Origin of the sequence: Pseudomonas sp. (assembly GCF_036387035.1) — a bacterium.
Classification (GTDB): domain Bacteria; phylum Pseudomonadota; class Gammaproteobacteria; order Pseudomonadales; family Pseudomonadaceae; genus Aquipseudomonas.
The window spans coordinates 1-13,772 of sequence record NZ_DASVUM010000112.1 but is presented as its reverse complement, the minus strand read 5'-3'; the positions used below and the strand labels follow the sequence as shown (position 1 = coordinate 13,772).

Genomic DNA, 13,772 nt, shown 5'->3' with positions numbered 1-13,772 from the left:
ATGGACGGAGGATCCCGGTATTCAGACGACGCGCGGCAGGCCTATCCCTTCCCCGTCGAGGTCGAGCGCTTATTGCCCGCGCGCAGGATATCGGTCCATCGCCGGACCAGATAATTGTGTTCATCCATGACCGCGTTCCACACGGCGATATGACCCATGCGCTGTTCGTAGGAGCCACCATCGCGGACTTCACCGACATCGATCAGCGCAAGACCATCGCTGCCCAGCAGTTGCTCGCGGGCAGGCAAGCCGGCGTACCAGTAGTCCCATTCCGCTGCACTCAGGTGATCACGGCTGCGTGCCGGGTTACCGATGTAATACCCCTGGCGCGCCATCACCGCGCCCGGCCAGCCGGACAACCACCAGTTCAGATAGGCGTAGGCAGCATCCAGCACCGCACCCTTTGCGTGGCGGGACAACGACAAACCCCCGAACCAGCCACGGTAACCTTCGCGCGGCACGGCCACTCGGTATTTGACGCCGGCGCGGTGCAGTCGCACCAGGGTCGGTGACCACAAACTCTGGATGTCGATGGTCGGGTGCAGCATCAGTTCAGCGGCCTCCTCATCGTCCGACCAGAACGCGCCAAACATGCCTTCCGACTGCTTGCGTACCAGGATGTCGGCCAGCGTGTCGATGTTCTCAATGCTCATATTGCCGATGTCTTTGAACTGCGCGAGGCCCGCGCCCTGCACCGCCAGCGCGGCGTCAAGCGCACCGATCGCGGCATCGCTTTGCAAGGCAATGCGGCCGCCCCACGCCGCATCGAGCAACCAGCCCCAGCTTTCGTTTTCGGCGGTCAGCCCCTTGGGCAGACGCTCCGGGCGATAGGCAAAACTGTCGGCGTTATGGGTCAGCGGCAACATGCTGATGCGCTCGCTCACGGTGCTGCCGAGGCTGCCATCGTGCTGCACGAACAGGCGGTCGCTGGGCACACTTCCGCTGGCAAGCTTGTCATTCACCGAGAGTCGGCCGCGCTTGGGCAGGTCGTTGATTTCGTGCCACAGGGCAATGCGACGCGTGTCGATGGGTTGAATGGCGCGGGCCGGCCAGACGAAGTCAATGTTGTGGAACCACTGATCATAAAGGTCATAACTGTCGGGTTGCATGACGGCGATCCGCTGCGCGGTCTGCATATCATGAACCTGGTACACCAGCTTGATGCCCAGTTCCTGTTCGGCACGTACCCTGAGGGACTCCAGCAGTGTGACCGAAGTGCCAAGCACGCGAAGCGTCACGGTCATGCCGCAGCTCCATTGGCCACCGGCGAGAGGCGCTGGGTGAATACGTCAAACGAGCGGCGCAGTCGATCTGCATCGAGCCCGCGAAGAATAAACACCAGCCGTGATGTGCGGTCTTCGTCGGGCCAGGCGGGTAAATGCACCGGCGCGTGCAAGCAATGCTGCACGCCATGGATGACGACGGGGGCCTGGCTGTTGTTCACGTTGAGCAGTCCTTTGACGCGGAGGATTCGTTCGCCGTGGCATCTTAACAGCATGGAAAGCCAGACCCCGAACACGACCCAATCCAGTGGCCGCTCGAAGGTCAGGCAACACACCTGGGCGTCACCATGGCGCGCCGACGTGGATTGCACGCGGTGCAACTGCCAGCGCGAGACCTCATTGGCAGGCTCGATGCTGCGCAGTCCCTCGCCCAACAGCAATTGATCGCCGCCATGAACCTCGGCCGTGTCCAGAACAGGCGCAGGATTGATCGCCTGCAATCGAGCGCGCAACGCCCGTTGCTGCTCATCGGTGACCACGTCGGTCTTGCTGATGAGCAACCGGTCCGCGGCCGCGACTTGCGCCATCCACTCAGGATGCAAACGCTCTTGCAGCGCCCAGTGAGTCGCGTCGACCAACGTGACGACCAGGCCAATATGAAAGCGTCCGCGCAGGTGCGGATCGTTGGCCAGCGTCGCGAGGATCGGTGCCGGATCGGCAAGGCCGGTAGTCTCCAGGATCACCCGACGGAACGCCGGGATTTCGCCCCGTGCCCTACGTTCCAGCAGGCCGGCCAGGGCATCGCGCAACTCGCCGCGAATGGAACAGCACACGCAGCCGCTGGGCAGCAGCACCGTGTCGGGCGCCACCTCTTCCACCAGCAAGTGATCGATGCCGACGTCGCCGAACTCGTTGATCAGCAGCGCGGTGTCGCCCATGGTCTCGTCCCTGAGCAAGCGCTTGAGCAACGTGGTTTTGCCGCTGCCCAGAAAGCCGGTGATAACGTTAAGCGCGATGCTCATGCCTGACGCTCCAGTTGATCGAGCAGTTGCGAGTCCAGCGGGTCCAGTGGACGACCTATCAGCCCTTCAGCCCGCAGCCAGAGTTGCTCAAGCCCTGTGGCCAGCTCCTGCTTGCCGGTGGCACCGAGCAGCAGATAGGACACGCCTTGAAAGTCTTCGACCTTCAGCCGGAACGGTGCCAGCACCTTGTTGATCGCGGCGATGCGGCGCAAGCGCTCGCGACGACGCGGCAACTCGTCGCCCAACGGATCGGTCCAGTGCACATCCTCGCCCAGCAATCCGCAGAGTCCACACATAGCGGTTCGCTCCTTCGCGTTATGGCATCACGTCGCCGGAATTGGGGCCCAGGGTCTGCCCGACGAATAAATTGCCCCCCGGCTCGCTGGCCAGCAATACCGCGACCGGCGCAACCTCTTCGGCCAGGCCAAAACGGCCCAGTGGCAGCTCCGCCGCCTTGGCGGTTTTCCACGCGCTGCTGATACCCGACACCAGCGGTGTTTCGATGGGGCCGGGTGCGATCGCGTTGACCAGCACATTATCCTTGGCCACTTCCAGCGCCAGGGATTTGGTAAAGCCAATGACGCCTGCCTTGGCGGCTGCGTAATGGGTCAGCTCGGCACCGCCCTTGATCCCCAACTGAGAGGCGACATTGATGATGCGCCCCCAGCGCTGTGCCAGCATGTGGGGCAACGCGCGCTGGCTGGCGACGAATACGCTGGTCAGGTCGACGCGCAGCATGTCGTTCCACATCTCGAGGGTGAGATCGACGCAACGCCCTTGCGTGAGCATGCCGGCGTTGTTCACCAGAATGTCGATGCCACCGAAATGCGCGACACAGGTGTCGACGCTGGCTTGGGCGCCCTCCACCGTTCCGACGTCAGCGACGCTTTCGTGAACGTCGGCACCCAGCTCGCGGCATATACGGACGGTGTCTGCCAGGGTCAGCGGATTGCGGTCCCCCAGCACCAGCCGGGCGCCCTGCTCGGCATAAGCCCGAGCGATGGCCGCACCGATCCCACTGCCTGCGCCTGTGATTACCACGCGTTTGTCCTTCAGTTGCATAAAGACCTCCTCGAATCTATTCGCAAGCCGGCACAGGAAAACCCCTCACTCCGGCCAACGCACCGTGAGGCCGCCATCGATCACGATGCTCTGCCCGGTCAGGTAACTGGACTCGTCGCTGCACAAAAACCGCACCAACGAAGCCACTTCATCCGCGCGGCCGACGCGCCCCAGCGGAATGGCTTTGGCCGCTTTGGCCAGGCCTTCAGGACCAAGGGAGTTTTTGCTGTCCAGCGATTGCGGGGTCTCTATCAAGCCGGGAATCACCGCGTTGCAGCGAATGCCCTTGCTCGCCAGCTCAACCGCCAGAGAACGGCACAATCCCGGAACACCTGCCTTGGCCGCCGCGTAGTGCGCGTGGTCCTGCCAACCGTAGACGCCGCCGGCAATCGATGAAATCGCCACCATCGAACCGCCCTCTCCCATGTGCCGGGCGGCCGCGCGAAAGGTGCGCATGACGCCGGTCAGGTCGACGTCGAGCATCTCGTTCCAGCGCTCGTCGGTCATCTCCAGCAACGGCGCACGACGCAACAGTCCTGCGTTGGCAACGGCGTAATCGATGCGGCCAAAGGTACTGACCGCCCTCTGCGCCAACGCATCCACAGACGATGTGTCGGTGACGTCCAGCGGCCCCATCAGGCATTCGCCGCCTGCCTCTTGCACCAAGCGGGTGGTGATGTCCGGGTCATGGGGATCGGCCGGGAAATACCCGCCGACCACGGCCACACCCTGTCTGGCGAAGGCCACAGCCAATGCCTGACCAATGCCGCTGGCGGCACCGGTGATAAACGCTACTTTACGGGTCATGTCGTCCTCCTTATTTCACGGTTTCCGGGCGCACGTGCCGTGCGGCGAACATCAGCGCGCCAGAGAGAAAGCACGGTAAGGCTCCGAAATACAGCGCCGAGGTCTGCCAGTCGCCACCGGCGCTGAGTACCGACGTCGCGCCAAAGCCTGCGACCACGGCGCCTATCGGGCCCATGGCGTGGATGATCGCGCCGCCGGTGGCACGGATGCTGGTGGGGAAGCTCTCGCTGATGAAGAACAATGCCGCCGAATAGGGGCCGATCAGGAAGAACAGGCCCAGGCTGTAGAGCCCGACCCCCGTCGGCATGTTGCTGGGGCCATAGAGCATGCCGGCAAAGGACAGACCACCGAGCATCCAGCCCAGCCCGATGACATTGCGACGGCCGATCTTGTCGCCCATCCAGCCGTGGCTGAGATAACCGCAGTAACCCACCAGGTTCGACAGGACGAGAATGATCAGCGAGTTTTCAAACGAGATGTGGTGCACGCTGACGATGACCGAGGTGCCCAACACGCTGAACACCTGGATGGCCGCCCAGTTCAGCAGAATGGCGGCGCCGATCACCAGCGTCGCCCGTCGCGAGGTTCCGCGAAACGCTGCGCCCAGACCCGCCGTGCGATGCTCTTCATAATCCACGCCGTAGGTCTGGGCCACCGATTGGGCCTGCGCCACTTCACCGGCTTTGCGCAGCTGAGTGATGCGTTGGTGGATCTGGAACTGCGGGCTTTCCTTGAGCTTGCGCGCCATGAAAGCAATGACCAGCGCCGGGATCGCGGCGAACACGAAGCAGCCCTGCCAGCCAATGACGGGCAGCAATACCGCCGTCAGGCCTGCTGCGATGAGCGCACCCACCGGCCAGCCGCCTTGCACCAGGCTGTAGATAAAACCACGGCGCTTGGCCAGTTTGGGGTCTTCGGAGGCCGCGTAGATTTCGCTTAGATACGTCGCGTTGACCGTTTCTTCGGCGTAACCCAGCCCGCTCAGCGAGCGAATCAGAATAAGCGGCGACTTGCCCCACGATCCGCCCAGCGCGGTCAGTGCCGAGCAGATGGCCGAGCCTGTCACGGTGAAAATAATGCCCATGCGTCGTCCGAGGCGATCGACCAATGGCCCGATGGCTAGCGCAATGACGGCTGTACCTACGGCAGCCCAGGTTGCGATTTCTGCCTGTTCAGCTTCCCCCCAATTGAAATGACGACCGATTTCCGGCAACAGCGTGCCAAACAGGATGAAGTCGTACACCGCAAAGACCCATGCGAAAAACGCGATCCAGGTGGCATAGCGCACCTGCTCGGAGGTCAGTGGCTGGGGTTTCCAGCCGGTCAGATCAAGCTTGTTGTAGAGGGACATGGGTCACGCCTCGGAATGAAGGAGCAATCAGTGGTTACGGGGATTACGGCGGACAAAGTCGTCGGCGATTTCATCGAAGGTGACGAACTTCACGCCCGCGTGACTCTGGATATGCTCAATCAGCCGCTCCAGCATCAGCAGGACCTGGGGGCGGCCCGATACATCGGGGTGAATGGTCATGGTGAACACGGCGTGTTCGTGCTCGCGGTAGACCCAGTCGAACTGATCGCGCCACATCTCTTCCAGGTGACGTGGATTGACGAAACCGTGGCTGTTGGGCGCTTTCTTGATGAACATCATCGGCGGCAGGTCGTCGAGGTACCAGTTGGCCGGAATTTCCACGAGATCGGTTTCCTGGCCGCGGACCAGAGGTTTCATCCAGGTGTCGGGGTGCTGGCTGTAATCGATCTTGGTCCAGCTGTCGCCCACCCGGACGTAGTAGGGATGGAAGTCGTTGTGCATCAGGCTGTGGTCGTACTTGATGCCCTTTTTCAATAGCAACTCATTGGTGACCTTGCTGAACTCCCACCACGGCGCGACGTACCCGGTCGGACGCTTGCCGGTCATTTGCGTGATCAGTTCAATCGACTTGTCGAGGACGATTTCTTCCTGCTCGGGGGTCATCGCAATCGGGTTTTCGTGGCTGTATCCGTGGACGCCGATTTCATGCCCGGCGTCTGCCACCGCTTTCATTTGCTCGGGAAACGTCTCCATTGAGTGACCCGGGACGAACCAGGTCGTGCGCAGGCCGTAACGCTCGAAGAGCTTGAGCAGGCGCGGCGCGCCGATTTCCCCGGCAAACAGACCACGGGAAATATCGTCTGGCGAATCTTCGCCGCCATACGAACCCAACCAGCCGGCAACGGCGTCAACATCGACCCCGAATGCACACAGAATTTCTTTAGCCATGATCGTTCTCCTGCGGGTTAATCAAATCGGTTTTCGAGCGGTGACTCAGGTGAATGTCAATGCAGCTTCAACGGCCAGCGCAGCGCGCAAGAGCCGTGAATCTTCGCCAGCCGGCGCGCTGACAAGCAGCCCCGTCGGCAGGCCGAGTGCATCGTGGCCGCTGGGCAGCGAGACGCCGGGCAGGTCCAACAGGCTGCCCGGCATGGTCAGGCGCAGCGTCGCCAGGTTGGTTCGTGTGAACAGCTCGTCATCGATCTCCAGTGGCGCCAGAGGCGGAGCCACATGGGCGACGCTTGGTGTTATTAAAAAAGCGCCATCCAGCTCTTCAGTGAGTTGCTGTTGCAGGCGCTCGCGAGCGCTGTAGAGGTTGATCAGCTGGCTGGCGGGAAAATGCCGGGCCGCTTCGAGGCGACGGCGAACGCGAGGATCGAGCTGCTCGGCGGCAGCGCTGTCGAGCAGTGGTTGATGCAGCGCAAACGCTTCGGCGGATCCAAGCCAGCCCTGCTGTTCGATCAACGCCAGCGTCGCTTGAAACGCCGCACAAGGACGCAGTTCGATGATGGCGCCCGCTTCTTCGAGTCGGGTCAGGCAGCGCAGCAGGTTGTCACGCACGGCGGGCTCGGTACGCTCATCGAAAAGGATGGCCTCATCCACCCGGAACCGTTGCCCGGTCAACGCGCGGGTATCAGGGAGGTGGGTTGGCTGCGCGCCCGCAAAATATCGTCGATGGCCAGCACATCACGCACGCTGTGGGCCAGCGGCCCCAGGCTGTCGAGGGTGTGGGCCAGCGGAAAAACGCCATCGCGGCTGTAGCGCTTGCAACTGCTGCGATAGCCGACCAGACCGTTGAAGGCGGCAGGAATACGGATAGAACCGGCGGTGTCGGTGCCCATGGCAATCGGCACGATACCGGCCGCAACAGCAACTGCCGAACCCGAGGATGACCCGCCGGGAATGCGCGGCTGATCGGGAGAATACGGATTGACCGGCGTACCGAAATGCGGGTTGAGGCCAAGGCCGGAATAGGCAAACTCGCTGAGGTTGGTCTTGCCGACACTGACCACGCCGGCCCGGCTCAGCAGGCCAACGGAGTGCGCGTCGAGCAACGCGGGCGAGATATGCCGGCGAATGGATGCGGCAGCGGTGGTGACGCTGCCCGCCACGTCGAACAGGTCCTTCCAGGCAATCGGCACGCCATCAAGGCGGCTTAACGGTTGCCCGGCCTTCCAGCGCGCAGCGGAGGCAAGGGCCTCACGACGCGCCCGGTCACCGCAAAAGGATGTGAACACATGCGCGACGGTTGCAGATTGCGACAGCGCGGCGTCCAGCGCCTGGACCGGATCGCTCGCACCGCACGCGAACGACTCGCCCATGGCGATGGCATCAGCGTAGCGGTTTGACTGAACGTGATTGATTTCCGACATCTTGCCACCCTAAACGTACATTCTACTAAAATGTACATTCTACAAAGGCAGAAAGCGTGCCAACGTGGTCATCGCCGCCGTGCAACGTTGAAGGGAGGGTTCCCTGCTCTTTTAACCGGGCCTTGCGGAATGAGCCTTTCGCGAATGGCGTGCAGGACACAAACGACACCGCCCCTCGCAGCCTGGTCCACCAAGGCGAGACGAATGTATCTTTTCTGAAAGATACGTTTTGGTGCAGATAGGTAACATCGGCCCCATCAGCGAGCACGACAACGTTGCCCCCGGTGACAATTGTACTTGTGCGAGAATCGCCGTCCGTTTGTTTGAGAAGCGTATGAGATTGATGCCTGCAGAGGATTCGCGCACCGCGTCACGCTACGCCATGATTCGTCAGGTGTTGCGCGATGCAATCGTCAATGGCGCCGCCGCTCGCGGCCTGGTGCTGCTTGAAGCACCACTGGCCGAGCTGTTCGGCACCAGCCGCGTCCCTGTTCGCAGGGCGCTGAACCTGCTGCACGACGAGGGGCTGATCAGCCGCTTTGACGGGCGTGGCTATCTGGTCAACCCGGACGCCACGCCTGTCGAGCCTTTGCGCCTGACCCTGACTCACAGGCAGTTTGGCCTGGACGCCGCCGAAGAGCTGGTTGACACCCGGCCGCTCGGCGAGCGGATGTATGACGAGATCGGCGCCGCGCTGTCCGCCTGCATTGCCTTCGGTCACTATCGCCTGGATGAGCAAAACGCAGCCGAGCATTACGGCGTAAGCCGCGCCGTGGTGCGTGAAGCGCTGATGCGCCTGCGTGATCGCGGCCTGGTGGAAAAGGAGCCGTACTCACAATGGCTTGCAGGCCCACTGACTGCCCGGGAAATCACCGAAGACTACGAACTGCGAGCGTGCCTTGAGCCCGAAGCGCTACGCCAGACTGCGCCCCACCTGAGTCGTGAAACCCTTGAGGCAATGCTGGCGAGGGTGACTGCCGCTCAGGACAGTGACCAGTGCACCCTCGCCGAGATCGAGCGGATCGAGGAAGACCTGCACCACCATTGCCTGGCGGGTCTTGGCAATCGCAAGATCGCCATGCTGATCCGCCAAGGCCAGAGCCCGATGATTATCGGCCGGATCTTTCACAGTCAGCTGGGCATAGGCCCTGATGAGGCGATGCTTGCCGAGCATCGCCTCATCCTTGAATTGCTGCTGCATGGCGCATTTGATGCCGCTGCGCTGAACTTGAAAGAACATCTGACCCGCGCTCGGGTGCGCATGCTTCAACGGTTGAAAGTGCTGTCGGTGCTGCCCGAACAGGAAGTACCGGGGTATCTGACCCGGTTGAGCTGAGGACGCCCTCGCCAGAAGAGCTGCGAACAGGGTCACCCATCGCATCCCGACGGCCGGATGCTGCCCGGGCACGGTGACCCGCGCGCCTGTCGCTTATTACAGCCGAAAGATTTCAGCGACCGTCCGCTCCAGCTCCACCGTCGTGAAGGGTTTGCGCAGCAGCGAGGTATTGGCGTTCATCACATTGCGCAGCTGGGCCGTGTCGGAGTAGCCGCTGACGAAGAGGATCCGCGTCTTGCCGTCTATCTGTTGCAGCTCATGGGCGACCTGAGCGCCGTTCATGCCTGGCATGGCAAAGTCCAGAATCACCAGGTCCAGTTCGTGCTCGCGGAACGCTTCCAGCCCGGCAGGGCCTGAGGAGGCTTCGATGACGGCGTGATCAAGCAGGCCGAGCATTTCCACGAGCATTCCTCGCACTTCATCGTCATCATCAACCACGAGCACCCTCAGATTCGAGGGCGCGATGAGCGCTGGCTCGTCGGCGCTGCCCTCGATTTGCTGCAGGGTGTCGCTGCATGGAAACACCAGGCGTATCGTCGTGCCGGCGCCCTCGGCGGACTGAATGCTCACCGCCCCGCCCGACTGCTGCACGATGCTCTCGACTTGAGACAACCCAAGCCCTGTGCCTTGACCGACGTCTTTGGTGGTGAAAAACGGATTGAACGCATTCAAGCGGGTTTCATCGCTCATGCCCACGCCGGTGTCCACCACGCAGACCTCAAGAAAGCCATGAGCCGAATCGAGAAATTCATGGACTTGTTGATGACGCGTGGTAATCCGCAGCTGCCCGGACCCGGACATGGCGTCTCTGGCGTTGATGGTCAGGTTCAGGATGGCGAGTTCCAGCTGAACCGGGTCGGTGAGGACGTTGTTATCCGCCGAGTCCAGTGCCAGAGCGAGGCTGATGTCCTGACCGATTGTGGTCAGCAGCAGGTCAGACATGCCGGCGATCACCCGATTGACCGAACAGGTCGTGAGCTCAAGTTTCTGTGAACGCGAGAAAGCCAGCAGTTGGGCCGTGAGCTTGGCGCCTCTGTCGGCAACCCTCAGGCCGCTGTCTGCCCATCGGGGTACTTTTTCCGAATCCGGCCTGCGAATAATCAGGTCGAAGCTGCCCTGGATGGCTTGAAGCAGGTTATTGAAGTCATGGGCGAGCCCACCTGTCAGCTGCCCCAGGGCTTCCATCTTCTGGGACTGATGGAGTCGGGTTTCCATCAGCTTTTGCTCAGTGAGATCAGTAACCACGCCACAAAACACCGCCTCGCCCGAATAGTCGGCAGGCAGCCTGCTGAAGGACAGGTACCCCGGGAAGGACCTGCCGTCACAGCGGCTGATCGAGACCTCGCGGCGGAAGTTCTTCTCAGCTGGGTCTGACAGGTAGTGCGTGAACCTGTGGCGGTCAGTGGTGGATATGTATTGCTGGAACGAGCCCCCAAACAGCCTGTCGAGCGGGGACGACATGATGTCACCGAACCGCTGGTTCGCATAAAGCACGACCCCGTCGGCGGAGATGGTGACCGCGCCTTCCTGCATCTGCTCGACGAGCAGCCGATACGGCTTGTCCGCATGATCAAGCGTGTAGACCGTTTCGCCCTGGTCACCCTGGATCAACAGCGCGTCGACGCTGCCGGTTCGGATCGCCTCCAGCACGTCCTCTGCTTCATCCAGCCGCAGCGTCAATAGCTCCATGTACTGCGAGTCTGTCATTTCGGGAGGGCGACTGATCACGGCAGAGGCTCACTGCTGGCAGCAATTCCGAGGAAAAGCTTGAGTTTTTTTACATCGGACAGGTCGCCAATCAGCCTTCGGTTGAAGTCGGGATCGATCTTTAACAGCGTCGGCACGGCAAGAATATCGTCGTCACGCGCGGCAAGCCTGTTTTGGTAGATATCGATCACTTCCAGAACATAAAGGCCGGCCAGGTGCGCCTCGCAGACCGACTTGAGTTGCTGCACAGCGAAAGAAGACCGCGGCGTATTGCCGGAGATATACAACCTCAAGTGCTGTACGACCTTGCCCAAAGAAGGGCCATCCGGTACTCCCGGCTCAGGGTTCACGCGCCGGTCTGCTTTGGCCGAATATCAAGGCCAACCAATACCTTTTCAGTATTGGACAGGTCCCCGATTATTTTCACGAGAGGTGTGGGCAGGTGCCTCACCAACGTGGGGAGCGCGAGGATCTGATCCCCTGCGGCCAGTTGCGGGTATTCCCGCAGGTCGATGACTTCAATGCTGTAGCAACCGGCGAGATAGGTTTCGCAGATGTTCTTGAGGTTGGCCAGGGCGATAACAGACCGTGGCGTCTGCCCCGCGACATACAAACGCAAGGCGTAATGGCCGTCATCACCTGAGAGCGTAGGGTCAATGCTTTTCGGTTCGGTGCTCACTCGATGAATCCCCGTGCAGTCGCCAGGTCTTTGCGGGTCAGATCGTCTGCCGTTGTCTGATTCGCTTCATCGGTGGACAGGTAGGCCTCATCCCGATCCTGAGCATCAAGTTCGGCGCGCATCGCTGCGATTTGCCGTTCAAGATCAAGCCGCTTATTGGCGACCTCGCGCTTGCGCCGCACAACCGCTTCTGCCTGAGAGGCAGCGGCGCGCTTTTCCAGAGCCTCTTGTCTCAGTCGAGCGGTACCCGTCAGCACGCCATTGGGGCCAATGTAAGGCTTCATCAGGTTGATGCCCTGATCGCCGATCTGATACTCGCGGACCTGGTTGGAGTGCCCCATACCACGAGATTTCAGAACGAAGAGCAGCCTGTTGTGTTCGCCGTCGGCTTCAACGTTGGTGAGTGAAATCCAGGTATCCATCAATGATGAGATTTCCCGCTCCAGTCCGGGTGATCGGGCGGCGCCGTCAGCGAGGCTGCAGAACACGGCGGTGATGCCCCGGGATTTGAGAAGGTCGACAAGGCGCAGCAGCGTCGCGTGGACCTCCGACTCAGGGCCCCTGAACGCCGAGATCGGGTCGATGATCACCGCATGGGGGGCGAAATCCTTGATCTCGCGGTGCAAGCGAGCCAAGTGGACTTCAAGGCCGAAGACGCTGGGACGTGTTGACTCGATTTTCAGCAGGCCGCTGTCACGGTATTTGCCCAGATCAATGCCCACAGACCCCATGTTTCGCAGCAATTGATTTTCGGATTCTTCGAACGAGAAATACAGGCAACGCTCATTCCGGGAGCAACACGCATCAACGAAGCTGGCGGCGAAGGTCGTCTTGCCCGTGCCAGCGAGCCCTGACACCAGCACACTGGACCCCTCGTAGTAGCCACCTTTGGACAACATGGAGTCCAGGCCGTGAATACCGGTTGGAACGATGCCCTGGGACGAGATGTGGTTCAGTCCTGCGGCGGTGATCGGCAGGACGGTCAGGCCGTGCTCGTCAATGAAGAACGGATATTCATTGGTTCCATGCGCCGAGCCACGGTATTTGACGACGCGCAACCGGCGCGTGGTGATCTGATCGACCACCCGGTTATCCAGCAATATCACGCAGTCGGAGACGTATTCCTCGATGCCGTACCGGGTTAAGTTGCCGTCGCCCCGCTCCCCCGTAATGATCGTGGTAACGCCCCGCTCTTTCAGCCAATAGAACAGCCGCCTTAATTCGGCACGGAGGATGGCGGTGTCTTTGAAACTGGAGAAAAGCGCCTCGATGGTGTCCAGCACAACGCGTTTCGCGCCGACGCTGTCGATGGCATAACCAAGACGCAGGAACAGGCCCTCAAGGTCGTAATCACCGGTTTCTTCGATTTCACTGCGGTCGACGTAGATGTGGTCAATGACGATCTTTTTAGCGTCAACCAGTGTCTGCAGATCGAAGCCCAGAGACTCTACGTTTTCGACCAGATCGCTCGCCCGCTCCTCGAAACTCATGAAGACACCGGTTTCCCCGTGATCACTCACCCCTTTGACCAGGAATGTCATGCCGAACAGGGTTTTCCCGCAGCCTGCAGATCCGCAGACCAGTGTCGGCCTGCCGTCCGGTATCCCGCCCATCAAAACATCATCGAGACCCTCTATGCCCGTGGCCGCTTTTCGCAACTGGGGAGGATTTAAGTGGTGTGAGGGGGAGATAGTATTCAATAGCGACTCTCAGAATGCTTGATTAAGTGCCGTGCGCAGCGATTGGCGGCTGCGGCTGAAAGATTCTATACAAGCACTTGGCTTTGTACAGAAAAAGCGCCCCCAACCGGCGTTGCTGGTATTGGAGCAGCACTGCCAAGCGCATCTCTCATGTCCAGGATCGGACACGGGTGCAAGCGCTTCTCGGCGGCATGCCTGGATGTGTGTCTGGATGAGCGTTACATCGATTTGACTGAGACCACGTCCACGTAGCGGAATTTCTTTCTGGCCGCTTTGACTGCCTCCTGCTCGGCCAGCAAAGAACTCAACGTGTCAGCTTCGTGAGTTATTTCGTGCATTTGGCCTTCAAACTCGTTGCCGACTCTCAGCGTCACCTTTAGCCGCGGCGTGAACGCCTTGGCAGAAGCCTTGGGTTTGGACGGCTTGACCGGCGGCACGAAGACCACCTCCGGAACCGTTTCCTCAACAGGCGTCTGGGTAATGGCTGGTGTTGGGGATTCGCTGCCGCCGAACAGCGCGCGACGCATCTCTTCTTCCGTCAGATCTGAATTC

The 13,772-nt window shown here is 60.9% G+C and carries 13 protein-coding genes and 1 pseudogene; 1 reads left to right on the top strand and 13 read right to left on the bottom strand.

Annotation, left to right across the window (positions count from 1 at the left end; genetic code table 11):
• Positions 1-41: 41 nt before the first annotated feature.
• The 8 genes and pseudogenes from VF672_RS10455 to VF672_RS10420 form a co-directional block, all read right to left on the bottom strand.
• The gene (locus VF672_RS10455; protein WP_331104382.1) at positions 42-1,244 is read right to left on the bottom strand and encodes an ABC transporter substrate-binding protein; all 1,203 of its coding nucleotides are present in this window, start codon (positions 1,242-1,244) and stop codon (positions 42-44) included.
• Entirely contained in the window at positions 1,241-2,245 is a 1,005-nt protein-coding gene (locus VF672_RS10450) for a GTP-binding protein (protein ID WP_331104380.1), read from the bottom strand. The genes VF672_RS10455 and VF672_RS10450 overlap by 4 nt, the downstream gene beginning before the upstream one ends.
• Positions 2,242-2,541 (bottom strand): hypothetical protein, encoded by a 300-nt coding sequence (locus tag VF672_RS10445; protein ID WP_331104378.1) that lies wholly within the window; start codon positions 2,539-2,541, stop codon positions 2,242-2,244. The genes VF672_RS10450 and VF672_RS10445 overlap by 4 nt, the downstream gene beginning before the upstream one ends.
• A 19-nt stretch (positions 2,542-2,560) precedes the next feature.
• Positions 2,561-3,307, bottom strand: a complete 747-nt coding sequence (locus VF672_RS10440) for an SDR family NAD(P)-dependent oxidoreductase (RefSeq protein ID WP_331104376.1) — start codon at positions 3,305-3,307, stop codon at positions 2,561-2,563.
• A gap of 45 nt (positions 3,308-3,352) precedes the next feature.
• A complete protein-coding gene (locus VF672_RS10435; protein ID WP_331104374.1) occupies positions 3,353-4,114 on the bottom strand; it encodes an SDR family oxidoreductase in 762 nt (253 codons plus the stop codon).
• A 10-nt stretch (positions 4,115-4,124) separates the two neighbouring features.
• Positions 4,125-5,465: an MFS transporter gene (locus tag VF672_RS10430; RefSeq protein ID WP_331104372.1), complete on the bottom strand. Its 1,341-nt coding sequence runs from the start codon at positions 5,463-5,465 to the stop codon at positions 4,125-4,127.
• Between the two features lie 27 nt (positions 5,466-5,492).
• Positions 5,493-6,374, bottom strand: coding sequence for a polysaccharide deacetylase (locus tag VF672_RS10425; protein WP_331104370.1), 882 nt, complete (start codon positions 6,372-6,374; stop codon positions 5,493-5,495).
• 45 nt (positions 6,375-6,419) lie between these two features.
• Positions 6,420-7,798: pseudogene (locus VF672_RS10420) on the bottom strand (amidase).
• A 343-nt stretch (positions 7,799-8,141) separates the two neighbouring features.
• On the opposite strand from VF672_RS10420, the gene VF672_RS10415 reads away from it, so the two are divergent.
• The gene (locus VF672_RS10415) at positions 8,142-9,134 is read left to right on the top strand and encodes a GntR family transcriptional regulator (RefSeq protein WP_331104415.1); all 993 of its coding nucleotides are present in this window, start codon (positions 8,142-8,144) and stop codon (positions 9,132-9,134) included.
• Positions 9,135-9,230: 96 nt separating this feature from the next.
• Here VF672_RS10415 and VF672_RS10410 read toward each other — a convergent pair whose 3' ends face one another.
• The 5 genes from VF672_RS10410 to VF672_RS10390 all read right to left on the bottom strand — a co-directional run.
• The gene (locus tag VF672_RS10410) at positions 9,231-10,862 is read right to left on the bottom strand and encodes a response regulator (RefSeq protein WP_331104368.1); all 1,632 of its coding nucleotides are present in this window, start codon (positions 10,860-10,862) and stop codon (positions 9,231-9,233) included.
• A complete protein-coding gene (locus tag VF672_RS10405; protein ID WP_331104366.1) occupies positions 10,859-11,191 on the bottom strand; it encodes a circadian clock KaiB family protein in 333 nt (110 codons plus the stop codon). The genes VF672_RS10410 and VF672_RS10405 overlap by 4 nt, the downstream gene beginning before the upstream one ends.
• Positions 11,188-11,520, bottom strand: coding sequence for a circadian clock KaiB family protein (locus VF672_RS10400; RefSeq protein ID WP_331104363.1), 333 nt, complete (start codon positions 11,518-11,520; stop codon positions 11,188-11,190). The genes VF672_RS10405 and VF672_RS10400 overlap by 4 nt, the downstream gene beginning before the upstream one ends.
• Positions 11,517-13,220: a circadian clock protein KaiC gene (gene kaiC / locus VF672_RS10395; protein WP_331104361.1), complete on the bottom strand. Its 1,704-nt coding sequence runs from the start codon at positions 13,218-13,220 to the stop codon at positions 11,517-11,519. Before kaiC ends, VF672_RS10400 begins: the two co-directional genes overlap by 4 nt.
• 218 nt (positions 13,221-13,438) lie before the next feature.
• Positions 13,439-13,772 (bottom strand): hypothetical protein (locus VF672_RS10390; protein WP_331104359.1); only part of this gene is annotated, 334 nt, incomplete at its 5' end.

Bases quoted from the DNA above. Each gene is read 5' to 3' on its own strand.
- VF672_RS10455 (WP_331104382.1), bottom strand. From the start codon at position 1,244: ATGACCGTGACGCTTCGCGTGCTTGGCACTTCGGTCACACTGCTGGAG.
- VF672_RS10450 (WP_331104380.1), bottom strand. From the start codon at position 2,245: ATGAGCATCGCGCTTAACGTTATCACCGGCTTTCTGGGCAGCGGCAAA.
- VF672_RS10445 (WP_331104378.1), bottom strand. From the start codon at position 2,541: ATGTGTGGACTCTGCGGATTGCTGGGCGAGGATGTGCACTGGACCGAT.
- VF672_RS10440 (WP_331104376.1), bottom strand. From the start codon at position 3,307: ATGCAACTGAAGGACAAACGCGTGGTAATCACAGGCGCAGGCAGTGGG.
- VF672_RS10435 (WP_331104374.1), bottom strand. From the start codon at position 4,114: ATGACCCGTAAAGTAGCGTTTATCACCGGTGCCGCCAGCGGCATTGGT.
- VF672_RS10430 (WP_331104372.1), bottom strand. From the start codon at position 5,465: ATGTCCCTCTACAACAAGCTTGATCTGACCGGCTGGAAACCCCAGCCA.
- VF672_RS10425 (WP_331104370.1), bottom strand. From the start codon at position 6,374: ATGGCTAAAGAAATTCTGTGTGCATTCGGGGTCGATGTTGACGCCGTT.
- VF672_RS10415 (WP_331104415.1), top strand. From the start codon at position 8,142: ATGCCTGCAGAGGATTCGCGCACCGCGTCACGCTACGCCATGATTCGT.